This is a genomic window from Nocardioides acrostichi (assembly GCF_015319165.1).
In the GTDB taxonomy this organism is placed as follows: Bacteria; Actinomycetota; Actinomycetes; order Propionibacteriales; family Nocardioidaceae; genus Nocardioides; species Nocardioides acrostichi.
On record NZ_JADIVZ010000002.1, the window covers coordinates 270,790 to 296,335 of the forward strand.

Annotated in this window: 21 protein-coding genes; 7 read left to right on the forward strand and 14 right to left on the reverse strand. The window is 71.9% G+C overall.

The window, feature by feature from the left end; translation table 11 throughout:
- Positions 1-56: 56 nt before the first annotated feature.
- The 3 genes from ISG29_RS06165 to ISG29_RS06175 form a co-directional block, all read right to left on the reverse strand.
- Positions 57-1,973, reverse strand: a complete 1,917-nt coding sequence (locus ISG29_RS06165) for a CocE/NonD family hydrolase (RefSeq protein ID WP_194502512.1) — start codon at positions 1,971-1,973, stop codon at positions 57-59.
- 91 nt (positions 1,974-2,064) lie between these two features.
- Complete coding sequence (locus ISG29_RS06170; RefSeq protein WP_194502513.1) at positions 2,065-2,985, reverse strand: PASTA domain-containing protein; 921 nt, start codon at positions 2,983-2,985, stop codon at positions 2,065-2,067.
- Positions 2,982-3,461 carry a SigE family RNA polymerase sigma factor gene (locus tag ISG29_RS06175; RefSeq protein ID WP_194502514.1) on the reverse strand — a complete coding sequence of 160 codons (480 nt, stop codon included), beginning with the start codon at positions 3,459-3,461 and terminating at the stop codon, positions 2,982-2,984. Before ISG29_RS06175 ends, ISG29_RS06170 begins: the two co-directional genes overlap by 4 nt.
- Before the next feature lie 132 nt (positions 3,462-3,593).
- On the opposite strand from ISG29_RS06175, the gene ISG29_RS20455 reads away from it, so the two are divergent.
- Complete coding sequence (locus ISG29_RS20455; protein ID WP_207792813.1) at positions 3,594-3,884, forward strand: hypothetical protein; 291 nt, start codon at positions 3,594-3,596, stop codon at positions 3,882-3,884.
- Between the two features lie 57 nt (positions 3,885-3,941).
- On the forward strand, positions 3,942-4,388 hold the full coding sequence (locus tag ISG29_RS20460; protein WP_207792814.1) for a hypothetical protein: 447 nt from the start codon (positions 3,942-3,944) through the stop codon (positions 4,386-4,388).
- 243 nt (positions 4,389-4,631) lie between these two features.
- On the opposite strand, the gene ISG29_RS06185 is transcribed toward ISG29_RS20460, so the two are convergent.
- From ISG29_RS06185 to dtd, 5 genes are all read right to left on the reverse strand, one after another.
- Positions 4,632-8,210 carry a (Fe-S)-binding protein gene (locus ISG29_RS06185; protein ID WP_194502515.1) on the reverse strand — a complete coding sequence of 1,193 codons (3,579 nt, stop codon included), beginning with the start codon at positions 8,208-8,210 and terminating at the stop codon, positions 4,632-4,634.
- A 137-nt stretch (positions 8,211-8,347) separates the two neighbouring features.
- Positions 8,348-10,837 carry an amidohydrolase family protein gene (locus ISG29_RS06190; RefSeq protein WP_194502516.1) on the reverse strand — a complete coding sequence of 830 codons (2,490 nt, stop codon included), beginning with the start codon at positions 10,835-10,837 and terminating at the stop codon, positions 8,348-8,350.
- Between the two features lie 83 nt (positions 10,838-10,920).
- Positions 10,921-12,126, reverse strand: a complete 1,206-nt coding sequence (locus tag ISG29_RS06195) for an MFS transporter (protein ID WP_328828168.1) — start codon at positions 12,124-12,126, stop codon at positions 10,921-10,923.
- Positions 12,127-12,239: 113 nt separating this feature from the next.
- On the reverse strand, positions 12,240-13,574 hold the full coding sequence (locus ISG29_RS06200; RefSeq protein ID WP_194502518.1) for a choice-of-anchor P family protein: 1,335 nt from the start codon (positions 13,572-13,574) through the stop codon (positions 12,240-12,242).
- Positions 13,575-13,750: 176 nt separating this feature from the next.
- Positions 13,751-14,185, reverse strand: a complete 435-nt coding sequence (gene dtd, locus ISG29_RS06205; protein ID WP_194502519.1) for a D-aminoacyl-tRNA deacylase — start codon at positions 14,183-14,185, stop codon at positions 13,751-13,753.
- Positions 14,186-14,210: 25 nt separating this feature from the next.
- Here dtd and ISG29_RS06210 point away from each other — a divergent pair, with 25 nt between their 5' ends.
- Both ISG29_RS06210 and ISG29_RS06215 read left to right on the forward strand, forming a co-directional pair.
- The gene (locus tag ISG29_RS06210; protein WP_194502520.1) at positions 14,211-15,281 is read left to right on the forward strand and encodes a M48 family metallopeptidase; all 1,071 of its coding nucleotides are present in this window, start codon (positions 14,211-14,213) and stop codon (positions 15,279-15,281) included.
- A 2-nt stretch (positions 15,282-15,283) separates the two neighbouring features.
- Positions 15,284-15,676: an MmcQ/YjbR family DNA-binding protein gene (locus tag ISG29_RS06215; protein ID WP_328828175.1), complete on the forward strand. Its 393-nt coding sequence runs from the start codon at positions 15,284-15,286 to the stop codon at positions 15,674-15,676.
- 6 nt (positions 15,677-15,682) lie between these two features.
- On the opposite strand, the gene ISG29_RS06220 is transcribed toward ISG29_RS06215, so the two are convergent.
- The 5 genes from ISG29_RS06220 to ISG29_RS06240 all read right to left on the reverse strand — a co-directional run bounded on the left by ISG29_RS06220 (position 15,683) and on the right by ISG29_RS06240 (position 19,766).
- Complete coding sequence (locus ISG29_RS06220; RefSeq protein WP_194502521.1) at positions 15,683-16,558, reverse strand: HpcH/HpaI aldolase/citrate lyase family protein; 876 nt, start codon at positions 16,556-16,558, stop codon at positions 15,683-15,685.
- Positions 16,559-16,562: 4 nt separating this feature from the next.
- The gene (locus tag ISG29_RS06225; protein ID WP_194502522.1) at positions 16,563-17,660 is read right to left on the reverse strand and encodes an HpcH/HpaI aldolase/citrate lyase family protein; all 1,098 of its coding nucleotides are present in this window, start codon (positions 17,658-17,660) and stop codon (positions 16,563-16,565) included.
- A 134-nt stretch (positions 17,661-17,794) separates the two neighbouring features.
- Positions 17,795-18,412 (reverse strand): DnaJ family domain-containing protein, encoded by a 618-nt coding sequence (locus tag ISG29_RS06230; protein ID WP_235958603.1) that lies wholly within the window; start codon positions 18,410-18,412, stop codon positions 17,795-17,797.
- Between the two features lie 32 nt (positions 18,413-18,444).
- On the reverse strand, positions 18,445-18,765 hold the full coding sequence (locus ISG29_RS06235) for a hypothetical protein (protein ID WP_194502523.1): 321 nt from the start codon (positions 18,763-18,765) through the stop codon (positions 18,445-18,447).
- A 371-nt stretch (positions 18,766-19,136) separates the two neighbouring features.
- A complete protein-coding gene (locus ISG29_RS06240) occupies positions 19,137-19,766 on the reverse strand; it encodes a nitroreductase family protein (protein WP_194502524.1) in 630 nt (209 codons plus the stop codon).
- Positions 19,767-19,876: 110 nt separating this feature from the next.
- On the opposite strand from ISG29_RS06240, the gene ISG29_RS21270 reads away from it, so the two are divergent.
- From ISG29_RS21270 to ISG29_RS06250, 3 genes are read left to right on the forward strand one after another with little or no spacing between them, the layout of a single operon-like run.
- A complete protein-coding gene (locus tag ISG29_RS21270; protein WP_268927623.1) occupies positions 19,877-20,011 on the forward strand; it encodes a hypothetical protein in 135 nt (44 codons plus the stop codon).
- 50 nt (positions 20,012-20,061) lie between these two features.
- Positions 20,062-23,064, forward strand: a complete 3,003-nt coding sequence (locus tag ISG29_RS21535; RefSeq protein WP_194502525.1) for a helix-turn-helix transcriptional regulator — start codon at positions 20,062-20,064, stop codon at positions 23,062-23,064.
- Positions 23,065-23,068: 4 nt separating this feature from the next.
- The gene (locus ISG29_RS06250) at positions 23,069-23,986 is read left to right on the forward strand and encodes a sucrase ferredoxin (RefSeq protein WP_194502526.1); all 918 of its coding nucleotides are present in this window, start codon (positions 23,069-23,071) and stop codon (positions 23,984-23,986) included.
- 143 nt (positions 23,987-24,129) lie between these two features.
- On the opposite strand, the gene ISG29_RS06255 is transcribed toward ISG29_RS06250, so the two are convergent.
- Positions 24,130-25,515, reverse strand: coding sequence for a M1 family metallopeptidase (locus ISG29_RS06255; protein ID WP_194502527.1), 1,386 nt, complete (start codon positions 25,513-25,515; stop codon positions 24,130-24,132).
- Positions 25,516-25,546: the final 31 nt, after the last annotated feature.

The following is a 25,546-nucleotide window of genomic DNA, read 5'->3' on the forward strand; positions in this document are numbered from 1 at the left end:
CGTTACTCAGGAACGATATGCGACCCCTCGAGGCGATATTTGCGACCCCTCGCGGGTCAGTGGCGGGTGACCACCGGCACGTTGAGGCTGGACGGCGTCTCGGGGCCGGTGTGCAGGGTGATGGCGGAGAGGCTGCCGACCAGCGTGGGCAGAGGTGGGAGCAGGTGCGGGACGTCGAAGGCCTGCACCGCGATGCGCAGCCGGTGCCCCTTCGCGATCTTGGCCGCGGTCGGGAACACCTCGACGTCGACCGGCCGGGTGCCCTCGAGCGGCTTCTGGGAGGCCTTCGTGAACGGGTGCCAGGGCTGGATGATCGTGCCGTCGAGCATGCGGCTCCTCTTGCGCTGGAGCTTCGCCAGGCTCAGCACCTGCCACCCGCCGGTGAGCCGCGAGACGGTGCCGTCGGGAGCGACGTCCTCGACCGAGACCGAGAGCATGCCGTCGCCCGCGCCCTGCACCGAGGTGTAGAGCCGGGCGTCGATCGGGCCGCGGAGACGCACACCACGCTTCATCGGCGCGGTGTCGAAGACGACGCCGGTGGCGTCGTTGACGCGGTTGTCCTGCAGGCACGGGTTGCCTGTGGGCAGCTGGGATGTCGCCGAGTTCACCACCCCGGCGGTCCACTGGTTGGCCGAGCGCGTGCACAGCCCCGAGACCGGCACCGGCAGCACGGTGGCGGAGCCGGTGGCAGGGCGGGCGCGGCCGAGATCGCCGCCCTGGAGGTTGGTCGCGCTGCCGGACAGCTTGTACGAGACGCCCTGGAGGTCGTGGCCGATCCAACGGCCGGCGTGGGTCCAGTTGCCCGAGCCCTGCTCGTAGTAGGTGAGCGCCTTGATGTCGCGGTTCAGCCACGGGTCGGGCATGCCCTTGACGTAGTGGTCGAACCAGCGCAACTGGAGCTCCGAGAGCGTGCCGTAGCCCGCATCGTCCAGGCCCTCGCCCGAGGAGCCCTGGAGGTGGTCCCAGGGGCCGACGATCATCTTCGTGGGCACGTGGTTCTTCTGTAGCGCCTCGAAGAGCAGCGGGGTGCCGCGCTGGAAGAGGTCGTACTCGCCGGAGACGAAGAACGCCGGCACCTTCACCTTGTTCACGACATTGATGTTCGAGCGCTGCTGGTAGAAATCGCCGTCGTAGGCGGGCTCCTGGGCCAGCAGCGAGGCCGGCACGACCTGGGCCGTGAACCCGAGGGCGCCCTGGATGTGGTCGAGCAGCACGCTGAAGGCGCTCTGCGGGTCGTCGGCGCCGTAGGCGGGAGGGATGAGGCCGGTGCTGGTCACCAGACCCAGCCAGAGTGGGATGAACCCGACGTCGATCGCGCCGCCGCTGGCCACGACGTCTCGGTACACATCGGCGCCCGGTACCTGCGGGAAGAGCGCCTTGAGCCCCGGCGGGTGCGCGGCGGCGGCCCAGATCTGGTTGATGCCCATGTAGGAGGGCCCGGCCATGGCGGTCTTGCCGTTGCTCCACTTCTGCTCGTGGGCCCACGTCATGATCTCGCCGGAGTCCTTGTTCTCCCGGGTGTCGAAGGCGTTCCACTGCCCGTTGCTCGAGCCGGTGCCGCGCGCATCGACGACGAGCCGGGCGTAGCCGCGCCGCACCAGGTAGTCGCCGGAGTCGCCCGCGATCGGCGTTCCGCTCGTGGCGGACTTGTTGTAGGCCGTGATCGTCACGATCACCGGGAACCTCCTCCCGATGGCCTGCCCGTCGGCGTCGGCGGGCAGCGTCAGGTTTCCCCGCAGCACCACGCCGTCCGACATGGTGATCGGCAGGTCGCTGCGGGTGACGGTGCCGGGGTACTGCGCCTTGCGCGGCGTCCAGTGCATGCGCGGCGCCTTGGCGTCGGCGCCCTTCGTCTGTACGACGGGTGGCCGGTGCGGGCTGGCGGGTGCGGCCTGGCTGGGCGCGGCGAAGCTCAGCGCGGTGGCGCTGAGGGCGAGCCCGAGCAAGGCGGCGAGCGGACGACGGGGCGCCACGGGTACCTCCGGTGTTGACGGGTGTTCAACAAGGGTAACGAGTGAGTGTGGTGGCCGTCACGGGATCGGAGCGATGATGTGCGGCGCGATCTCACTCGGGCCAGGGGGTCCAGGCAAGGGCGTCGATGCGGCCCCGGGCGTCGCGGTAGATGCGAAGCCACGAGCAACCGGCCGCGATGAAGTCGCTGGGGCGGGGGTCGCCGGACGAGACGACGATGCTTGGCCGGCCCTGCAGAGCGCGCGGTGGATCGGTGTCGCCGCAGGCGAAGTCGTCTCCGTCGTCCTCGCCGACGGAGACGACGCCGCGTTCCAGCGAGCGCAGGAACGCGGCCACCGCGGCGTCGGGCCACTGCTCGGGAGGTAGAGACGTGGTCTCGTCGCCGAGCACGATGCCGGCGAGGTCGCCGTCGACGTAGACCTGCACCTCGGGCGCGAACTCGACGCGGTAGCGCAGCCACTTCTCCTCGGTCTGCGCCCGGGCGCCGAACCGCAGTCGGTCGAGCAGAGCCGCCGCGACGGCTTCGGGTCGGTTCTCCTGGATGATGCAGTCGTCGGTCGGTCCCGGCACGGCCACCCGCACGGTGACGGTCGAACCGGGCTCCACAGCGCTACCGGCCATCGGTCGAGTCTCGAACACCCGGCCGAGCAGGGGGCGACACCCCAGCTTCGAGGAGTCCACCAGTCGCACGGTGTACCCGGCGTCGGTCAGAGTCGTCCGGGCCTGGTCGGGCGTCATGAGTCCCGTCTGTGGCACGACGCCGCCGACGGTGTGCCCGGGAACCTCGAGCGGCATAGGCTCCACGTTCACCGGCACGCGCAGCTGGTGGGCGACGACGCCCACCCCCACGCCCAGCACCAGCACGACCCCGGCCGCGATCGCGGGCAGAGCCCAGCGCCGTCCGGTGCTCTGCGGCACGCCGAGGCCGGGCGGCACGTCGATGGTCTCGGCCGCGGCGAGCAGCAGGGTGCGTGCGTGGTCCTCGGCCTCGGGGGTGGTCGTCTGGTCGCTCATCCGTGGCTCCCGTCGGGGGTGAGGCTGGAGTCGGAGGCCAGCGCCGCGAGCGCCCGCGACGCTCGGCTCTTGACCGTGCCCGGCGCGATGTCGAGGGCCGCGGCGATGTCGGCCTCGGAGAGGTCGGCGTAGTAGCGCAGCACCAGCACGTCGCGCTGCTCGGCAGGCATCCGGGCGAGCGCCGCCCGCACGGCGAGGCCGGTGGTGGGGTCGTGCTCGCGGGCCTCGTCCGGCAGGTCGGACGTCGGGTGCTCGGCGTTCCACCGTCGGGCACGGGCATCGCGCAGGACGTTGACGAGCATCCGGTACACGTAGGCGTCGGGCCGCTCGGCGCGCCCGATGCGCCGCCACTGGCGATGGCAGCGCAGCAGCGTGGCCTGCACGACGTCCTCGACGTCGGCCTCGGGGCACCCGAGCAGCACCGCGCTGCGCACCAGGGCGGTGCGGCGCGCGGCGACGTACTCGGCGAGCTCCATGGCGTCCTCTACTGGCCGTGGGTGGGTGTGCTGACCGTATGACTGGTCCACAGGTCGATCTGGTTCCCGCGTTCTCCACAGACGCGCTCGTGCGCGGGTGCGTCGCTCGGCGCCGGCCTCAGGGTGAGAGGCATGGACGAGATCGCGCGGCTGCTCCGCCAGCAGGACGGCGTCGTCGCGCGGCGTCAGTTGCTCGCGATCGACGACGTCGACCGCACGGCGGTGACGCGCACGATCCGTCGACGGGAGCTGGTGACTGTCCACGCAGGTGTCTACGTGGGGCACAACGGCTCGCTCACGTGGCTCCAGCGCGCTTGGACGGCCGTGCTCTGGGCCGGCCCCGAGGCCGCACTCACAGGTGAGTCGGCGTTGCGCGCCTACGACGGGCCCGGGCGCACCGGCCGGGACGCGCGGGTGCTGTAGGTGGTGGTGGAGCGCGGGCGGCACCGGAAGGCACCCGATGATGTGCGGCTGCTGCGGGTGGCTGGGCTCACCGACCGGGTGGCCTGGAACCTGAGTCCTCCGCGGCTCCTCTACCCCGAGGCCGCACTCGACGTCGCCCTCGAGGCGGACTCCCTGCTCGATGCCGTGGCGGCACTGGCCGATGCCTGCGGGTCACGACGGACGACGCCCGCGCACCTGCGTCGCGCGCTCGCCGGCCGCCCGCGGGTGCGCCGCCGGCTGTGGCTGGCGGGCGTGCGCGACGACGTCGCAGCCGGGACGTGCTCGGTTCTCGAGCGCGAGTACCTGAGCCGGGTGGAGCGAGCGCACGGGCTGCCGTCGGGCACCCGGCAGGCCCGGATCGAGTACGGCGGCCACACGGGGTTCGCGGACGTCCGGTACGACGTGGCGGGCGTGGTGGTCGAGCTCGACGGTCGGCTGCACCACTCCTCGGCCCGAGCCCGGCGACCGGGATCTCGAGCGTGACCTCGCCGTGGCGGCGGCGGAGTCGGGTCGCGTCGTCCGGCTCGGGTGGGGGCAGGTGGTCGAGCGGCCGTGCGCGACCGCACGGGCAGTCGCCGCCGTGCTGCGCCGCCGTGGTTGGTACGGGGCGCCGACGACCTGCCAACCGTGCGCCGACCGACACCCCTGAAACGACAGTGTGGTGGATCGGTTCAACCTGGTTGAACCGATCCACCACACAGTGAGGCGACGGGGAGACTTCCGGCCTCAGAGGTCGAAGAGCGAGCCCTCGTCGCTGATCTCGACGTCGGTCTTGGGCTGGTGGGCCTCCCCGCTCGAGGTCGGCTTAGCCTTCTCGGCCTTCTCGGCCTTCTCGGCCTTCTCCGGCTCGGGCTCGGGCTCGGGCTCCGGCTCCGGCTCGGGCTTGACCTCGGGCTCGGGCTCGGGCTCGGGCTCCGGCTCGGGCTCCGGCTCTGGCTCGGGGGCCGCTGCGGCGGCTGGCCTCGAGGCGACCGTGGTCTCGGGTTCCTCGATGTCGAAGAGCGAGCCCAGGTCGTCGAAGTCTACGTCGCTGCGGGGCTCGACCGCCTCGCCGGACGACGCCGGCGACGGCTCGGTCTTCGCCTCCGGTTCGGGCTCGGCCTCTGACTCCGGCTCCGGCTCGGCCTTGGCCTCCGGCTCGGCCTTGTCCTCGGGTTCGGGCTCGGCCTCGTCCTGCGCCTTCGGGGCCGGAGCGGCCTCCTCGGGTGCGGCGATGTCGAACAGCGAACCGCCCGAACCCAGGTCCGCCTTCGGCTCGGACTCCGCCTGGGCGGCGGACTCCTCGGCCTCGGTCTCGGTCTCGGCCTCGTCAGTGCTCTCAGGCGCGGGCTCGGCCTCCGCCTCAGGCTCCGCCTCGGGCTCGGGCTCGGGCTCGGGCTCGGGCTCGGGCTCGGGCTCGGGCTCGGACTTCGCCTCAGGCTCCGCCTTCGCGGCAGGCTTCTCCTCGGGCTCGTCGTCGCCACCGAGGTCGAACAGCGAACCCCCCGAACCCAGGTCGTCGCCCTCGTCGGCCGACGGCTTCGCCTCCGTCTTGGCAGCCGGCTCCTCGTCTGCCGGCTTGTCCGCCGACTCCTTGGACGAAGGCTCGGACTTCGCCTCGGGCTCCGTCTTCGCGGCCGGCTCGTCGTCCTCGTCGCCGCCGAGGTCGAAGAGTGAACCGCCGCCGGAGCCGGAGTCGTCCGACGCGTCGCCGGACGCGTCGTCCGACGAGTCACCGGACGAGTCACCGGCGGACTCGGCGGCCTTCGCCTCCTCGGCGGGTGCCTTGTCGTCGGCTGCGGTCTCGGGCTCGGCGTCCGGCTCGGAGTCGGTGCCGTCGTCGTCGAACATCGACGACGCGTCGTCGAAGAGCGAGGAACCGCCGGAGGCCTTGGCGGCCGGGCCGGCGTCAGCAGTCTCGGTGACCGTGGTGTCGGTGTCGGTGACGTCGCCCTCCTCGGGCTCCGCCTGGGTGGCGACGTCCTGCGCGTCCGCGGGCTCCTCGCTGGTCTCCTCCGCCGGTGCGGCCTTGGCTGCCGGCGCGGGCTCGGCCGCTGCCCCCTCGCCCGGAGCGAGCTTGGTGGCCTGCTCGCCCTTGACCGAGGCGAGCAGCATCTGCGCGACGTCGAGCACCTCGACCTCCTCGCGCGCCTCGCCCTTGGACTGCGCCATGGTGAGACCGTCGGAGAGCATCACGCGGCAGAAGGGGCAGCCGACGGCGATCTGGTCGGCACCGGTGCCGATGGCCTCGGTGGTGCGGTTGATGTTGATCCGCTCGCCGAGGTTCTCCTCCATCCACATGCGCGCGCCGCCGGCGCCGCAGCAGAACGAGCGCTCGGAGTTGCGCTCCATCTCGACGACCTCGGCACCGGGCAGCACCTGGAGCAGCTCGCGCGGCGGGGCGTAGACACCGTTGTGACGGCCGATGAAGCACGGGTCGTGGTAGGTGATCGAGCGCTTGTGCGCGCCGGCGCCGTCCTTGACCGGGGTCAGCTTGCCCTCACGCACCAGCCGGTTGAGCAGCTGCGTGTGGTGCACGACCTCGAGCTCGACACCGAACTGCTTGTACTCGTTCTTGAGCGTGTTGAAGCAGTGCGCGCAGGTCGAGACGACCTTCTTGACCTTGTACTCGGTGAACGTCTCGACGTTCTGGCTGGCCAGGCCCTGGAAGACGAACTCGTTGCCCGCGCGGCGGGCGGGGTCGCCGGTGCAGGTCTCGCCCTTGCCGAGCACGGCGAAGTCGACGCCGGCGGTGTCGAGCAGCTCGGCGACGGCGCGGGTGGTCTTCTTGGCGCGGTCCTCGTAGGCGCCGGCGCAGCCGACCCAGAACAGCCACTCGACGTCGTCCATCGACTCGACGTCCTCGCCGAGCACCTTGACCTCGAAGGGCAGATCCTTGGCCCAGTCCAGCCGCCCGGAGGCGTTCATGTTCCACGGGTTGCCCTTGTTCTCCAGACCCTTGAAGAGGCCGTTGAGCTCCGCGGGGAAGTTGGACTCGACGAGCACCTGGTAGCGGCGCATGTCGACGATGTGGTCGACGTGCTCGATGTCGACCGGGCACTGCTGCACGCACGCGCCGCAGTTGGTGCACGACCACAGCACGTCGGGGTCGATCACGGCCTCGCCACCGGGCGGGTTGTAGAACCACTCGCCGTCGTCGATGCCGTCGAGGCGGCCGCCGGTCTCGCCGATCAGCGCCTTCTCGACCTCGGCCGCGAGGGCGGGATCCTCCGTCAGCAGGGCCTCGCGCTCGCCCTCGGGCGCCTGGAGGTAGGGCGCCTTCGCGTAGGCGTGGTCGCGCAACGCGGTGATGAGCAGCTTGGGGGAGAGCGGCTTGTCGGTGTTCCAGGCCGGGCACTGGCTCTGGCAGCGGCCGCACTCGGTGCACGTGGTGAAGTCGAGGATGCCCTTCCAGGCGAAGTCCTCGACCGAGCCGACGCCGAGGGTGGCCTCCTCGTCGAGCTCCTCGACGTCGTCGAGCGAGACGGCCTCGCCGTTGCTGGTCAGCGGCTTGACGGCGCCCAGCGCGGTGGTGGCGCCGTCGGTGGCACGGCCGACCGACTCGCGCTTGAACCAGATGTTGAACCAGGCGACGAACCGGTGCCAGGCCACACCCATGGTGAGGTTCGCGCTGATCACGATCAGCCAGACCATCGCCGAGACGATCTTGATGAGCGCGATGACGATGATGATGTTCTCGAGCGTGTCGATCGAGCCCGAGCCGGTCGGGTAGAGGTGACCGAAGAACTGCGCGATCGGGAAGTGGAGACCGCTGGCGTGGTCTTCGCCGTTCGCCTGACCGAGGTTGTACTCCGCACCGCGGATGAAGAGGATCGCGGAGCTCTCGATGAGCACCATCGCCTCGACGAAGTAGGCCTGCCACATGGTGGAGCCGAAGAAGCGGCTGCGGCGTCCGAGCTTGGCCGGCGTGTGCGTGAGCCGGTAGACGATGAGCGGGATGATCGCGAGCGAGCCCATGAGACCCAGGAACTCGGCCAGCCACTCGTAGACGAAGAAGTGGCCGAGGAGCGGGATCGCCCACTCCGGCTCGAAGAGCTGGATGTAGGCCGCGCCGACCGCGGTCGAGAGCAGCAGGAACGCTGCGTAGGCGAACCAGTGCAAGATGCCGACCCAGGTCCACTGGAGCATCCGCGTGTGCAGGAACGACTCCTTGAGCAGCGTCACGGTACGGGCGCCGGGGTTGTCGCTGCGCGTGGCCGGCTGGCCGATGCGCACCACCCCTAGGATGTGCCGCACCGCACGGACGGTCATGACGGCGGCCACGGCTGTGAAAGCCAGGGCCACCACGATGGCGAAGATCTGCATGCTGGGGGCGCTCCTCGTCTCTTGCGGCCGCGTCGACGGCCGCCCGCCGAGCCTAGGGGTTCGGACGCCGGCGCGTGGCCCCCGTCCGGGATGAGCATGATCCTACCGAGAGGTAACTTCGGGCAGGCGCCGGAGGTTCAGCTGCGCACGGCCCGCAGGTGCCCGGAGGCGTCGAAGACCGCCTTGACGTGCACGGTGCCGCCGCGACCGTTCTTCGCGCAGAAGCCGAAGGTGTGGGCCAGGCGCGTCGTGGGCTGACCGACGGCGCGCATGACCTGCGTCGTGCTCATGCCGGTGCCCAGGCGGTGCTTGACTCGGGTCAGGGACTGGCGCTCGCCCGGATTGCGGCAGGAGTCAGGGGCGATGCCGTAGGCGCGCTCCCACATCTGGAGGTAGGCCTCGGGGCCGCGCTCCATGTCGGCGACGATCTTCGCGCCGTCGCCGGCGTGCTCGGCGTCGGCGATCTTGCGCAGATCCTCGATCCAGTCGGGGTAGAGGCCGTACTGCGCGACGCCGTCGACGTTGATGTCGTAGACGCGCTCTCCGGCGTGCTGCTTCTTGATGGTCACACCGCCCAGACCCTCGAAGGGGTAGGTGACCGGGTTCGGGACGTCGGCTCCGCGCGGGTCGCCCTGCGCGCCGAGGCCGTTGATGTCGGCGCCGTAGCCGATGCCGTAGTAGTAGCGCGAGTCGGCCCAGCCGAGGTGCCGGCGCCACTTGGCCACGAAGCCGGTGCTGTCGCCGGCGTAGGGCGTGATGGTGCCGCCGTCGGCGTAGACCCGCGGGTAGGCGTCGGGCGTCGACCACGAGTGGCTGGAGATGACGCCGTGGTAGCCCATGGCGTCGATCTGGTCGAGCGCGGCGCTGCGCGCCTTCACGCTCATGTGGTCGGGGTCGAAGATCATCTTGCGCGCGGCGAGCCCGGCGATGGTGTGCTCGCCGAGCGTCGTGAGCCCTCGGCTGTTGCAGTGCGCGGGCGGCGGGTACAACGGCACTGCCGGCAGGCTCGCGGCCCCGAAGACCTGCGCGACCGCCCCGAAGAGTGCGTCTTGCTGCTCCGCTGAGATGGTGGGCGCGGCGTACTGCTCGTGGTCACTGCTCTCGCCGTCGGCCGGCTCGCAGTGCTGCATGTCCCAGAAGGTGCCGGTCTCGAGGAAGTTCGCGCCGTTGACGAGCACGCCGGTGGAGCCGTTGTCGCCGGTGATGCCCGAGAGGGCGTTGTCGAACTTGTTCACCAGCTCCATCTGGCGCACACCCAGCGCGTGCACCTCGTCGAGCTGCTTGTCGATGTCTGCTGCGTCGCAGGCCGGGACGTCGCCCACGCCGGGCACGCTCTTGAACGTGCAGCCGAACGGCACCGAGGTCTCGATGCCCATGATCACCGCGAGCTTGCCCCGGTTGATCACGCGTCGGGCCTGGAACGGGTTCTTCACGATCCGGTAGAACCCCTTGCCGGGGCCACCGAACTGCGCGTCGATGTAGTCCTGCATCGCGTACATGTCGGCGGCCTGGAGCCGGATGGAGTCCATGTCGTCGCAGGAGTTGTGCTTGATGGGGTACAGCTGGCAGAGCTGGTTGTTCTCGACCAGCAGGTTCACGAAGATCCGCTGACCGCCGCGCCACGACCGCTCGAGCCACCGGTAGTAGGTGCCCTCGTGGGTCAGTGAGTCCGGTGCCGGCCAGTCCTTGAAGGTCGGCCAGCCGACCGGGTCGTGGCCGGGCTTGCCCGACAGCGCGGTCTCGAGGAGGGCGCCGTAGCCGTCGGTGTAGGTGTGGTCGGGGCAGTCGACCAGCGCCACGGTCACGCCGAACGGATCCCACGGCCTGCCGCAGTGCGCGTCGCCGCCGAGGAACTCGAAGGCCATGCCGTGGGTGTGCGCGTCGACGTAGCCGCGCACCTCCTGGTACGGCGTCACGCCCGCGTGCGGCCGGCCGCTCACCGAGATCTGCGACTCGGGGAACGTCGAGCAGCCGCTCGTGCGGGTCGGCGCGAAGACGTTCGCGCCGCCGATCTCCAGCGCGCTCCCGCCCGCGGCGAACCGCAGCCGTCGTCCGGGTCCGCGCGCCGTCCACACGTTTTCGGAGGTGGCGGACGACGTGCGCTCGCCGCCGGCGGCCAGCAGCAGGCTGTCGGCGTCTTGGATGAGGTAGGTGCCGAGGTCGGTGGCCTTGAAGTACAGCGGCTCGCCGCCGTCGACCAAGGAGTAGCAGCCGCTCGCGAGCGCGTAGCGGTCCTGCGGGTGCAGACGGCGTTTCTGGGTGATCGGCGCGGTGGTCAGGCGCGGGTCGCGCCGCTCGCGCTCCCGCTCGACGTAGTTCTCGGCCGAGACCCGCTCGGCGGGCGTGGTGGGGTCGCTGACGTCGACGCTCTGGTCGGAGTCGTCGGCCAGCACTGCCCGGGAGATGGCGTTCTTGTCGCCGTTCTCGGCGTGCACGTGGATGCGCTCGCCGTCCGCGGTCACCAGCGGCAGGCCCTGACCGCTGTCGACCTCGTGCACCGTGCGCAGGTCGACGCGCGGCACGTCGCCTGCTGCGACCGGCCCGGCTGTGCCGGTGGCGACCAGAGCGCCCCCGATCAGGCCTGCCGCGGTGGCGGCGGCGAGGGCGAGTCGGAGGCTGGGCCTCACCCGGGACCGGAGGGAGCGACGCTGCATCCGCGCATCATGCGCCGCGGACGCTGAGGTTGTCGCCTCTTTCCCTCACCTGTTTCTCAGTTGTGGCCCAGCGGATGCTCGCCACGCACGGGCACGAGGGGGGCCGCGGCGACGGGGAACAGCGCGGCGATCGCGAAGGTGGCGGCGTAGCCGAGGTGACCGACCGCCAGGCCGGCCAGCGGCGGCACGGCCGAGGCCGTGAGGAACTGGGAGGTGTTTTGGAGTCCGAGCGCCCGACCGGACCAGAACGGCCCGGCACGCTCGGCCACCGCGGTGAAGGCGAGTCCGTTGTCGGCCACCGTCGCCACCGTCGCCACGACCACGAGCGGGACGGCGACCGCCAGGCCCAGGGCCGCCGTCAGGCCGAGCAGGGCCATGGTGGCGGCGGCGATCCACGCCACCCAGCGCAGCGGTCGGAGCCGGCTGGACGCCAGGTCGCTGACCTGCCCGGCGGCGATCCGGCCCAGCGCGCCGGCGACCTGGGCGAGGCCGACGAGGGTACCGGCCGCGCCGGCCGACCAGCCGCGGTCGTCGACCAGCCACACGAGGGCGAAGGTCCACACGAGGAACTGCGGCACCACCAGCAGCACCGAGACGCCGTGGACGCGGGCCAGGTAGCCGTCGCGGTAGGGATTCGGTGCGGGCGTCAGGCTGCGGTCCGGCCGCGGCGGGTCGAGCACGACGAGCGCGACCACGACGAGGGCCGCCGCGGTCGCGACCGTGGGCACGAGCAGAGCGTGTCCGATACCCCGCGACTCCGCGACGACCGCGATGCTCACCGCCGCCACACCGACCCCCACGGGCTGGGCCATCTGCCGGATGCCCATGGCCAGGCCCCGGCGACGCGGCGGGAACCAGCCCACGACGACGCGGCCGCTCGCCGCGGCCGTACTGCTGGCCGCGGCCCCGGCGAGGAACAGAGTCACTGCGAGGAGCGTCGTCGAGTCGGCGCGGGCCGCGGCCCCGCTGGCGATCGTGGTGGCCCCGAGACCGGTGAGCAGTACGGCGCGCTCGCCGTAGCGGTCGGTGAGGAAGCCCCACCCGACCAAGGTGAGCATGACGCCGATGGTCGGGGCAGCGGCCACCAGGCCTGCCGCCCCGAGGCTCAACTCCCGTTGCGTGTGCAGCACCGGGATGAGGAACGCCGGCCCGTGGATCGCCGTGGCCGCGGCCGCCTGCGCCAGCGTCGAGGCACCCAGCATGGCCCAGCGGCGAGCGGGGCCGGGCCCGGTGACCGGGGAACTCGGGAGGAGGGAGCGCACACCCCTCATGAGACATGACCCGCATGCCTGGAGTGACGCGCGTCCCGGGGAGCGAGCTGTGAGAAAGCAGACGGCGCCCCTCCCCAGTGGGGGGAGGGGCGCCGTCGTACGTGCTACTTGCTGTCGATGCGGATCTGCGAGGTGGCCAGGTCGACCACGGCGCCGGTGCCGTCGAGCAGGGTGATGCGCAGGCCGATGACCTTGATGCCACCGCCGACCTTCTTGCGGATGTCGGCCTGCACCTTCGCCAGACCCGGGATCTCGATGCCCTGCTTGAGCTGGTCGAGCGAGATCTCCTGGCCGCCGAGGGTGATGCCGCCGACGCTCATACCCGCGTTGCGGTTGCTCTTGCCCGAGCGGTAGCGGGTCATCTTGGCGTAGGACTTGATGGCCTCGACCTGGAGCTGGCCGCCGATGTCGACGCCGGCCACCTGCGAGGCCTCGCGACCGGTGGCACGCTGACGGTTCTGGCGTCCGATCTGCTTGGCCTCGGCGGCCCCGACCTTGACCTGGTCGCCGATGTTGACGTCGGCGGCCTTCTCGACCTGGAGCTGGCCGTCGGTGCCGGCACACGGCATGACGCGGTTGATGACGCGGCCGACCTTGACGATGTCGCCGAGCACGGAGGCCTTGGCCGGGAACGAGCTGCCGTGGAAGATGCCGGTCTTGTAGCCGTCGGTGATCTTCGCGACGCTCCGGCCGACCTTGACCACCGTCTCGGTCGGGATGACCTTGACGACCAGGGCCACGGCGAAGGCGCGACCGTCGTGCTGGCTGTGCTTCTCGATGCCGCGACCCAGGGTCAGGGTGGCCAGGCCCGGGATGGTGACCGGCTGGCCGGGGGTCGGGATCGGGATCACCTGGGGGTCGCCGACCGGCGGGGTGAACGTGATGCCCGCGATCTTGGTGTTCGTGTAGGTACCGAAGCCCTTCGGCGTGTGGAATGCCTTGGCGACCGCGACGACGCCGCTCACCGAGAGTGAGCCCAGCGGGGTGTCGGCGAGCACGACCGAGGCGACCTTGTGCTTGGCGAAGGTCTCGAAGCGGGTGCCCTTGCGGCGCGTGACGACCTTGGAGCTGACGGCGTCGACGGTGCCGGCGCCGGGCAGTTCGGCCTCGGCGACGTAGTTGCGGTTGGACTTGCCGGTCTGGCTGGTGCACGAGACGCGGGTCAGGCCGGTGCGGCCCGAGCCGACCGGCACCTGCCCGCCGGTGACGGACGTGCCGTAGCCGCTGCCCTGGTAGGTGAACGGCGTGCGGCCCTTGCCCTGAACGTCGAGGGTGGTGGCTCCGGTGGTGACGCGACCGCTTTCGGGCTGGGTCACCGGTTGGGTCACGGGCGGGGCGCTGGGGGTCGCCGGAGCGGCGAGCGCGGAGGTCGGCGCGAGCGCAGCACCGGCCAGGGTCAGCGCCACGCCGAGGGCGGCGAGGTGGGTGCGGGATGTCATGAGTACTCCTTGCGGCTCGGACAGGGGATCCGGGTCGGTGGGGGGAGGGGCTGGGCTGACGCCAGCATTGTTACCCGATGCGGCTCGCGCGCGCTGGGCATTGCTGGGATAGGCGAGAAGTAAAGAAACGATAGAGCACGAACGTGGCCTGCGTCACACCCACAACGGGTGAGGGGTCAGCGGGTCGCCGTGTCGATCAGGAGGGTGATCGGACCGTCGTTCACGCCGTGCACCGCCATGTCGGCGCCGAAAACCCCGCGCTCGACGTGCGCGCCGAGGGTCTCGAGCTCGGCGCAGAAGGCCTGGTAGAGCGGTTCGGCCACGGATCCGGGTGCGGCCGCCGTCCAGCTCGGACGCCGGCCCTTGCGGGCGTCGCCGTAGAGCGTGAACTGGCTGATCACGAGCACGGGTGCGTCGACGTCGGACGCCGAGCGCTCCTCACGCAGGATCCGCAGCCCCCAGATCTTGCGGGCCAGCCAGGCGACGTCGGCCTCCGTGTCGTCGTGGGTGATGCCGAGGTAGACCAGCAGGCCCTGCCCTTCGATGCTGCCGACGACCTCGCCTGCGACCTCGACGCGGGCAGAGAGGGTGCGTTGGACGACGGCGCGCATGACCGCACCGTGACACAGTGGGGCCATGGTGGGCGACATCGCTCGGTCCCGGGTGCTGCTGCCCGGCATCAGTTCCCGAACCTGGGAGCACCCGGCCGACCGGGGTGCGCTGGTGGCACTGCGCCGGCTCAAGGGCTTCGACTCCGTGGTCAAGGCGCTCTCGGGGCTGGTCAACGAACGCGCCGTGCGCCTGATGCTCCTCGGCTCGGCCGTGCGCGTCGACGACCGCCAGTTCCCGGAGCTGCACCGGTTGCTCGGCGAGGTCGGCCGGACTCTCGACTGCGCCGAGCTGCCCGAGATGTACGTGACCGCGAACCCGATGCTCAACGCCATGACGATCGGCATGCAGCGGCCCGTCATCGTGCTCAACTCGGGCTTGGTCGACCTGCTGGACGAGTCTGAGCTGAGGTTCGCGATCGCCCACGAGCTCGGCCACGCAATGTCGGGCCACGCGCTGTACCAGACGTTGCTGCAGCGGCTGATCCAGCTGACGGCGGTGTTCGGTGCGGTGCCTCTCGGCGGGCTGGGCCTGCGCGCGATCGTCGCCGCGTTGTACGAGTGGTCGCGCAAGGCCGAGCTCTCCGCTGACCGCGCCGGCCTGCTCGCCACCCAGGATCCTGCTGTCGTCGTGCGGGTGCACATGCAGCTGGCCAGCGGCGGGCACCTCGAGCAGCTCGACCAGGCATCGTTCCTCGAGCAGGCGCGGGAATACGACGAGTCCGGCGATGTGCGCGACTCGGTGCTCAAGCTGCTCGCCATGGAGAACGCCAGCCATCCGTTCGCGGTGTCGCGGGCGGCCGAGTTGCGTCGGTGGCTCGACTCCGGGGAGTACACGCGCGTGCTGGCGGGCGACTACCCGCGCCGCACCGACGACCACGACGCGTCGCTCAGCGATGCCGCTCGCGATGCCGCACGTTCCTACCAGCAGGCCTTCGAGCGGAGCCAGGACAGCCTGGCCTCGACGTTGCGCGACCTCGGCGGTACGGCTGGCCAGATGGCCGGCAGCGTGGTCGGTTCCGTACGGAATCGGGTCGGGGATGCGCTCCGGCGGGGGGATCCGGGGAACGGCCCGGGGGCCGACCCGGGAGGGGAGTGACCGTGGCGCACCCGCAGATGTTCCGCGACGACGATCCGCTGCTCGCCCGGGTGCGCGAGGTCGCGCTGGGATTCCCGGATGCGGCCGAGAAGGTCTCGCACGGTCGTCCGGCGTTCTTCACCACCAAGGTCTTCTGCTACTACGGCGGCTCGCAGCGGGTCGACGGCGAGTGGGTCTCGCACGAGGAGTGCGTGCTGGTGCTGCCCGAGGAGGCCGAGCGACCGGCGCTGCTGGAGGACGAGCGGGTGTTCGTGCCCGCCTACCTCGGCACCACTGGCTGGCTCGGACTCGACCTGGCCGGCGCTGCGACCGACTGGCGCGAGGTCGCCGAGCTGCTCGACGCCTCCTACCGCAGGACGGCGGGGGTCCGCCGGGTGGCGCGGCTCGACGGGTAGGGCAGGTCAGCCCTGCAGGGCCGTGATCGCCTCGTGCATCGTCAAGGTGCGCCGAGCGGACTCGACGTGCAGGTTCTCGACGAGCTTGTTCTTGTAGGTCACCACGCCGCCGGAGCCGGCGTCCCAGGCCTCGATGAGGCCCTGGGCGTCCTCGACCGCAGCGGCACTGGGCGCGAACTGCTCGTTGGCCGGGTCGACCTGGCTGGGGTGGATCAGGGTCTTGCCGTCGAAGCCCATCCGGCGGCCCTGGGTGGCCTCGGCGAGGAAGCCCTCGGCGTCCTTCACGTCGTTGTAGACGCCGTCGAGGATCTGCACACCGGCCGCGCGGGCGGCGAGCAGGCTCAGGCTCAGGCTGATGAGCAGGGGTGCGCGGCCGGGCACATGCTCGGCGTAGAGCTCCTTGACCAGGTCGTTGGTGCCCATGACCAGCACGGTGAGCCGGTCGGAGGCGGCGGCGATCTCGCGGACGTCGAAGATCGCCGTCGGCGTCTCGATCATCGCCCAGAGCTTGGTGTGCTCAGGGGCGCCGTGCTGCTCGAGCTCGGCCACCAGTTGGGCGACCTCTGCGGCGCCGTTCACCTTGGGCACCACGACGGCGTCGGGGCCGGCCTTCGCGACGGCCGCCATGTCGGCGTCGTGCCACTTGGCTCCCAGGCCGTTGACGCGGATCGTGACGGTGCGGCGTCCGTACTCACCCGACGCGGCTGCGGCGCAGACGAGCGCGCGGGCGGCGTCCTTGGCGTCGGGGGCGCAGGCGTCCTCGAGGTCGAGGATGAGGCCGTCGCACGGGATCGTCTTGGCCTTCTCGAGGGCTCGCTCGTTGGAGCCGGGCATGTAGAGCACGCTGCGCAGCGGCGTGAACGTGCTGGTCGGGGCGCTCATGGGGTCAGCCCTCCTCGGCGGCGGCGTACAGCTCGGCCAGCTCGGGGTCGGTGGCGGCCAGGCGCTCGGCCAGCTCGACCATGACCAGGCACTGCTTGAGGGAGGCGTCGTCCTCCATCTTGCCGTCGAGCATCACCGCGCCCGTGCCGTCGCCCCCCAGGGCAGACATGGCGGCGACCACGCGGCGGGCGTGGGCGACGTCCTCGACGCTGGGGGAGAACACCTTCTTGGCGATCGCGATCTGCTTGGGGTGCAGGCTCCAGGTGCCCACGCAGCCGAGTAGGAACGCGTTGCGGAACTGGTCCTCGCAGGCCACGACGTCGGCGATGTCGCCGAAGGGGCCGTAGTAGGGGTAGATGCCGTGCATGGCGCACGCGTCGACCATGCGGGCGATCGTGTAGTGCCACAGATCCTGCTGGAAGACGCTGCGCGAGGCGTTGATGTCGGCCTCGCTGCTGGACGCCGGATCCTGGCGCACCAGGTAGCCGGGGTGGCCGCCGCCGACGCGGGTGGTCTTCATGCGGCGGTCGGCGGCGAGGTCGGCCGGGCCCAGCGAGAGGCCCTGCATGCGCGGGGAGGCGCCGCAGATCTCCTCGATGTTCGCCACGCCCCGCGCGGTCTCGAGGATCGCGTGCACCAGGATCGGGCGGTCGAGCCCGGCCTTGGCCTCGAGCTGGGCGAGCAGCCGGTCGACGTAGTGGATGTCTTCGGCGCCCTGCACCTTCGGCACCATCACGACGTCGAGCGTGTGCCCGATCGCGGGGATGAGTGTGGTGAGATCGTCGAGTGCCCAGGGGCTGTCGAGCGCGTTGATGCGAGTCCAGAGCTGGGTCTGCGCCTCGGGGCCACCGAGACCCTCGGTGTTCTGACCGATCTCGACCAGACCCTCGCGCGCGGCCACCTTGTTGTCGGCCTTCACCGCGTCTTCGAGGTTGCCGAGGAGCACGTCGACCGAGCCGACCATGTCGGGCACCTTCGCGGCCATCTTCGGGTTGCTCGGGTCGAAGAAGTGGATCGCCCGGCTCGGGCGGGCCGGGATCTCGGTCGGCGGGGTGGGCGCACCCACCGCCAGGGGCCGGAAGAAGTCCTTCGCGCTGCGCATGAGGGCGAACCTAGCAGCCGCGCCCGCTTGGTTACTCATGGGTAGGTTTGGTGGTCTTCCGTGGGCGGAGTTTTATCGGGGGGCCGATGTTCCAGTGAGTTCCCCGATGAGGCAACGTCGGTGCACCCGCAGGTCTATCGGTCCCCCGATGAAACTCCCGCGGACCGATTGGGCCGCCACCACCGACGGGCACGGACGGCGGGAGCGGCGTCGGCCTGAGCGGCACGGCGGGCCTCGGCGCGGGCGCGGCGACGCTGCGCCCACGCGGCCACGGTGGCGTCGACGTCGCGAGGCATGGTGATCAGGGGCGGCTGGCCGTCCTGGGGGGTGTAGCGAGCGTGGATCACGCGGGCGTTGAAGTCCTCGACCTCGCGTCGCACCTCACGCTCGACCGTCAGCGCGTCCAGACGCGAGTCGAGGAGGGCGTCGTCCTTGCGCAACTGCAGGCTCGCCGGCAGTACGCCGGTGATCTGCTCGCGCTCGATGAGCTTCTTGACCCACCAGTCGGGGTCGTGCTGCTCGCCGAGCCCCTCGATCGGCTTGCCAGCGCCGGGCAGGTCGTCGAACTCTCCGTTCGCCATCGCGATGCGAACCTGTTGATCGACCCACTGGTGCTGGTAGGCGATCCGGGCAGCCGAGGCGCTCTGTTGGCTGCGCTTGCGACGCTCGGCCTCGTCTCGCGCGCGCTGCACCTCGCTGGTGCTGGAACGGGTGGGCTGGTTGCGTTCGGCGGGCACGGGCATCACTCCCATGATCAGCCTACCCGCGCCCTCAGACCGCGCCCTCAGAACAGTCCGAAGAACGCCGCCGCCAGCAGCATCGGGAGGGCCAGGACGCCCGCGCCGAGGCCCGCGAGCCACCACTGTGCGGTCGGCGACGTGACCGCCAGCCCGGCGCCGCCCAGGGCGCCGGCGCTCACGGCCGGCACGGCGAGGGCGATCGCGTAGAGGAACCAGAAGGCGTCGAAGGGGTCGTCGCCGACGTAGCCGAGGTAGGTGAAGACCGCGGCGGCCAGTAGCGCCAGCACGGCGAATGCGGTCACGAGAGCGGCGAAGACGCGGCCACCCGAGAGGGCGCGAGGGGGCACGGACGCGGTCGAGGTCATGCCGCCAGCCTCGCCGCGACGGCCGCGCTCACGCCTGAGCACGGGTACTCGTCCTCTCGCCGGCCTCCTGGCTGCTCTGCTGGCTGGTCTGCTGGCTGGTCTACTGACTGGCCTTCTGGGCAGCCGCGCCCGCGCGCTCGCCGGCTTCACGGTGTCGACTACAGCGGAGATGAGCGCGCCCTCGTCGTGGGGCAGGGTGGTCTCCTCGGTGACGACAAGGATCCGTTCGCCCCGCGCGAGGAACGTCGCGACCGCCCGTTCGCCGTACCGCTGAGGCGAAGTCGCCGAGGGCGAACTCCGAGGAGAGGCGAGCGCTTCACCTCCTCGCCGGCGTCCACGAACTCGTCCACCTGGTCCAGGGTCAGGTCGGCTCACGCCTGCCACGCGCTGCGGTGCACCACGTCGTCGAGCGGACGACGAGAGCGGCGCCGGGGCGAGCCGGCGCGGGGTGCTGCGGGTGCGGGGTGGCCGAGGGTGATCGCACCGATGGGGTCGACGTCCGGGGGCAGGCCCAGGTGCTCGCGCAGCGCCGTCTCGCGGTGCGGCGGGATGCCGAAGAAGCACGCGCCGAGACCCTCGTCGACGGCGGTCTGGAGGATCAGCAGGGCGGCCATGGCGGCGTCCATGTGCCAGTAGGGCACGGTCCACGGCTCACCCGCCGGAGCGTCGTTGCGGGCGCGGGTGGAGGCCTTGTCGGGTGCGTCGTACCGCTCGAGATACGCGGCCCGGCTGCTGCACGGCACGATGACCACGGGGGCACGCATCATGCCGGCCAGCCAGCGGTCGGGGTCGGCCACCCGGTCGGGGCCGGCGGTCGTCGTCCAGTAGCCGCGCACCGCGTCGGTGGTGTCGAGCAGCACGAAGGCCCACCCCTGGGTGAAACCCGCGTTGGGCGCCCGGGTCGCGTGCTCGAAGGCCCGCGTGACGACATGCGCCGCCACCGGCTCGTCGGTGTAGTCACGCACCATGCGCCGCTGCCGCACCACGTCGCGGAACTCCATGCGGCACAGTCTGCCGGTCGGCCCGGTCTGAGGTAGCCGGGCTCGGGGCGGACCAGAGATAAGGCACCTTCCCGATGTGCGGGCCTACCTCAGGGCACGAGATTCGTGGCATGAGCTCCTACCGCATCGAGAACCTCAAGGCCGAGATCGACTATCGCTTCCCGCAGACCCGGGTGCGCCGCCAGCGCGTCGGGGGGCACCTGCTCCGCCGCACGGCCCGCCGGCGGTCCACGATCCAGGGGTGAACCCCGCGTCGTCGCCTACGTCTGTCGGTGGGCGCCGCCATGATGGGGCGGTGCCCGCCCTCACCCCGCGCCCCCTCGTCGGGCGCGACGCCGAGCTGGCACAGCTGTGCGGCCTGGTCGGTGTCGGGTCCGGCGACGATCCGCGCGCCGACGGCGAGGTCGAGGCCGGCCGGGCGAGCGCCGTCCTGCTCTCGGGCGATGCCGGCGTCGGCAAGACCCGACTGCTGACGGCGCTGCGCGACCGGGCGCTGGAGCAGGGGTGGCAGGTGGTCGCCGGCCACTGTCTCGACGTCGGCGACAGCGCGCTGCCCTACCTGCCCTTCACCGAGGTGCTCGGCCGCTTGCTCGAGCATCGGGCAGGGGTGGTCGAGGCCGTTGCCGGCGACCACCCGGCGCTGCTGCGCCTCCAGTCCGGCCGTCGCGGACTCCTCGCGGCGAGACCCCGCGAACACGACACGGAGCGAGGCGAGGAAGTCGTCGCCATGGCCGAGCGCGGGTCGGTGCTCGAGGCGGTGCACGCCGTGCTGGCCGCGGCCGCCGCCGAGCAGCGCATGCTCCTGGTGGTCGAGGATCTGCACTGGGCCGACCCGTCCACGCGCGACCTCGTCTCCTTCCTACTGACCCGGCTCGCCGAGGGCGAGGGGCGGGTCCGGCTGGTCGCCTCCTACCGTTCCGACGACCTGCACCGCCGACACCCCCTGCGTCGTCAGGTCGCCGAGTGGGCGCGACTGCGCGGGGTCGCACGGATCGCCCTGGAGCCCCTGCGCGACGACGACGTGCGCACCCTGGCCGGTTCGCTGCTCCCCGGGGAGCAGAACCTGGAGCGGCACCTGCGGGGCATCGTCGAGCGGGCCGAGGGCAACGCGTTCTTCGTCGAAGAGCTCGTCGGAGCCGTGCACCAGCTCGACCGAGGCATCCCCGATGACCTCGCCGACCTGCTGCTGGTGCGACTCGATCGCTTGGACGCCGACGCGCGGCTCGTCGTGCGTGCCGCCGCGGTAGGCGGCCGTCGCGTCTCCCACGAGCTGCTCCTGGCCGGAGCCGACGTGCCTCCGGGCGTGCTCGACGAGGCCCTGCGTGCCGCCGTCGAGGCGCACGTGCTGGTCGCCGACCGGGGCGACTACGTGTTCCGCCACGCGCTGCTCGCCGAGGCGGTCTACGACGACCTGCTGCCTGGCGAGCGGCAGCGTCTGCACGCGACCTACGCGGCGGCGCTGCGCGAGGGTCGGGCGTGGGGCACGGCGGCCGCGTTGGCCCGGCACGCGCGGCTCGCGCGCGACCTGCCGACGGCCCTCGACGCATCCGTACGCGCCGGTCGCGAGGCCGGTGAGGTGGGCGGCCCGGACGAGGCGGCAGGTCACCTGCAACGAGCGCTGGAACTGCTGGCGGAACCGGCCCTGCGAGACGTCGAGCACGGCCTGGATGCCTCCAAGATCGCCGTCGAGGCGGGTGACGCCCTGCTCGCGGCCGGGCTGCCCTTCCGGGCGGCCGAGCTGGTGGCCGACCAACTCGCGCGCATGGCGAGCCCCACCGACGCCCAGCGTGCGCGGCTCCTCACCGCCCAGGCGAACTACCTCTACCCGACCGAGCGCGACATCGAGTGCGTGCCGCTCTCGGAGGAGGCGGTGCGTCTGGTGCCCGCCGACGCGGGCGGCCTGCGCGCACGCGTGCTCATCACACACGCACGCATCCGAGCCTGGCAGGGGCATGCCGAGGAGGCGCAGGGAGCCGCACGCGAGGCGCTGGAGATCTGCGAGCGGCTGGGGCTCGCCATGCTGGCCTCCGAGGCCGCCGTCACCGTCGCCGGCATGGCCACCGCCCCCGCTGCCACGATGCGCGCCGAGCTCGAGCAGGCCGCGGAGCGGGCCCGTCAGGCGGGTGCGCTCGACGCCGAGTTGCGCTCCCTGCACATCCTGGGGCTCTCCTACGCCGACGAGGCGGACTGGGACTCCGCCGCACGGTGGTTCCGGCACGCCCTCGACCGTGCCCGGCTCGAGCGGCGCCCGTGGGGGCCCTACGGGTTCAACTCCCGCCGCCAGCTCGGCTGGGTCGAGCTGGTGCGTGGCCGCTGGCCCGAGGCCCTGGCGCTGCTGCAGATCGCCGGCCAGCCTCCCGCCGCGCAGGCGGCCGAGATGCGGTCGGTCGCCGCGTCCATCGAGCTGGCCCAGGGCCGCGATCCCGCCGACGTGCTCGCTGAGCTCGACGCGCTGCGCCCGATGTGGGTCACCGAGGGGCTCCTGACCATCCATGCGGTGCCTGCCCAGCTCCAGGCGGTGGGGCTGCTCGCCCACGGCGATGATCCCGGGGCCGACGCCCTGGCGCGCTACGACGACGCGGTCGGCGCCCTCTCCGGGCTCTGGTCACCCTGGTTCGGAGCCCGGGTCCGGCTCGCGGCCGTGGCCGTCGGCGTGGTCGCCGACCACGTGGCAGCCCTCCCGAGCACGGCTCGGCCCGCCTCGCTCGAGGCGGTCCAGCGCCTGCTCGACGACGGACGCACCGTGCGCGAGCAACACGCCGAGTGGGCGATCGAGGGCCGGTCGTGGTCGGCGCGTCTCGAGGCGGAGGCGATGCGCGCTCGGTGGCGGGCGGGCGACGAGATGGACGAGCGTGAGATGACCGAGGCCTGGCGTGGCGCCGTCCGCGCGGCCGAGGAGCTGGGCGCGGTCTACGAGCTGGCCTGGTGCCGCGTCCGGCTAGCGGAGGTGCTGCGCGCCTCGGGTGACACCGCCGGTGCGCGCGAGCAGGTCGCGCTCGCTCGTGCGATCGCCGAACGGCTGGGGGCGAGCGTGCTGCTGGCTGCGCTCCGCGCCAGCAGCGGCCGGGCTCCGCGAGCGGCCTCTGGCTCGCACCCCGGCCCCGCACCGCTGACGGCGCGGGAGAGCGAGGTGCTGGCCCTCGTGGCGGCCGGTCGGACCAACGGCGAGATCGCCGCCCAGCTGTTCATCAGCACCAAGACCGCCTCGGTGCACGTGTCGAACATCCTCGCCAAGCTGGGGGTGTCCGGTCGCACGGAGGCTGCCGCTGTGGCCAGGCGGCGTGGCCTGGTGGAATGACCATGTGAGCTCATCCCCCAGCGAGGTACCGCCCGACGTGCCGAGTGACTTCCAGTGCGCCGCGGCCAGCCTGGCCGACGCCGAGCCGCAGTCCGGCACGGCGCCCATCGACGCCTGCTGGCTGCTGGTCGAGGTACCGGGGCCCTGGGGCAGCGATGCGCTCACCGGTGCCCGGATGCCCGAGCCGGTGCGTGCCTACCTGGCCGGGCTCGACGGCGTGCGGGTGCAGCTGATCCGGCGCCCCGACGGCGCCCGCTCGACCGGCGCGCAGGTCTTCGTGGTGCACCTCGACGTCGCCGACCCGACCGCCCCCGCGCTGGCGTGGGCCACGCTGCTGCCCCACCTCGACGACGTGCTCGCCGTCGACCCACACGCCGAGCCGTCGGAGCACGACGGCTGGGAGCCGGTCACCGAGCCCACCTGGTTCTGCTGCACCAACGGCAGCCGCGACCGTTGCTGCGCGCTGCTGGGCCGACCGGTCACCGCCGCGCTCGCCGAGCGGTGGCCCGGCACCACGTGGGAGGTCGATCACCTGGGCGGTCACCGGTTCGCCGGCACCCTGCTCGCGCTGCCCAGCGGGCTCGTGCTCGGTCGCCTCGACGCCGATACCGCTGCTGCCGCCGCCGCCGAGGTGGTCGAGGGTCGCTGGCCGGCCGGCCATGTGCGCGGCCGCGCCGGAGCCCCCGCCGCCGTGCAGGCGGCCCTGGCTCACGTCGTCCAGCGGCGCGGACTCAGCGGCCCCGACGCCCTGACCGTCCGGGAGGTGGCGCCCGACGGCGACGCCGTGCGCGTCGTCCTCGACCTGACCGAGGGTGGCTCAGTCGAGCAGATCGAGGTCGAGGCGACGTCGCAGCAGGTGATGCGGCGTCAGTCCTGCGCCAAGCCCGGCCTCAAGCCCGCCGCGTGGTGGACCACCCGCTGACCCGCGAGGGGTCGCGAATCGTCCCGCGAGGGGCCGCAAAGTGTGCCGCGAGGGGCCGCAAAGTGTGCCGCGAGGGGCCGCGACGGATCGGACGCTCAAGCACTACGCGACTCCTCGAGCAGCAATATGCGACCCCTCGCGGGTCACCAACCCGTCGGCTTGCCGTCCTTGCGCAACCAGTCGTCGAAGAGGTGACCGAGCTTCTTGCCCGAGACCCGCTGGGCGAGCCGCTCGAAGGTCGCGGTGCGCACCGTGCCGTGCTCGTGCAGGGCGGCCCAGCGGCGAACGATGCGGAAGAAGTCCTTGGCGCCGACCCGCTCGCGCAGCATCTGGAGTGTCATCGCGCCGCGGGTGTAGACCGGCTCGCCGAAGAGGTCGGCGGGGTCGGTGAACTCGGTGGGGGCCGGACTCCAGAGGCTGTCGTCGGCCGGCTTGGCGTAGTTCTCGGCGAAGTGCTGGTGGGGTGTCTTGCCGCCGGTCTTCGCGGAGTAGAGCCACTCGGCGTAGGTCGCGAACCCCTCGGCGAGCCAGAGGTCGTGCCAGTCGATGATGCCCACGGAGTCGCCGAACCACTGGTGTGCGGTCTCGTGGATCACCGTGCTCTTCGACGCCGCTCCCGGCGGGTAGAAGGGCCGGGTCTGGGTCTCCAGCGCGTAGCCGACGTCTGCGTCGTCGACGATCGAGCCGGCGTCGCTGAACGGGTAGGGCCCGAAGAACGGCTGCAGGAACTCGATGGCCTGCTGCGCGCTCATCTGCGGCTTCTGCGCCTGCCCGATGCCGGCGTCGGCGTACTCGCGCACGGTGATGCGGTGCCCGTCGGAGCCCTTGAAGGTCGAATGGTCCTCGCTGAAGCGGCCGATCGCGAGCGTGGCGAGGAACGGGGCCATCGGCTGTTGGCTGCGCCAGATGAACGTCGACTGGGTGGTCGTGTCGCGCTGCTTGACCAGCTTTCCGTTCGACACGGCCGTGAACCCGCGCGGCACCTTCACCAGCACGCGCCACCTCGCCTTGTCGCCAGGCGTGTTGGACGACGGCAGCCAGGTCATCGCACCCAGCGGCTCGCCCAAGGCGATGGCGCCGTCGGAGGTCTGCACCCAGCCCTCGGTGGATCCGTCGGCGTCGGTGTAGTCGGGCGGGGTGCCCGACCAGCCGATCTGCACGGTGAACCTGCCGGCGCCGACCGGGGTGGACTCGCCCGGCGTGATGACCAGATGGTCGTCGCTCTGCGAGAACGTGGCCGGCTGGTGGTCGACCTGCACGCTGGTGACGTCGGCTCCCGCATAGTCGAGCACGACCTGGTCGAGCGGTTCCTCGGCCTCGGCCAGGATCTGCACGGTCGCCTCGGCGCTGTTGAGGACCGGCCGATAGTCCATCTTCACCTGGTACTTGAGCACGTCGATCGCCGCGTTGCCCTGGTCGGGGAACAGCGTGTCCGGTGCGCCCGCGACCGCTGCTCCGGACGCGAGCAGGGGAGCGGTCGCGACTGCGAGGGCGAGGGTGCCGGCGCCGAGCCGCCGTGGAGTCGTCACGAGGGTGACCCTACGTCGTCCGGGGGCGCGG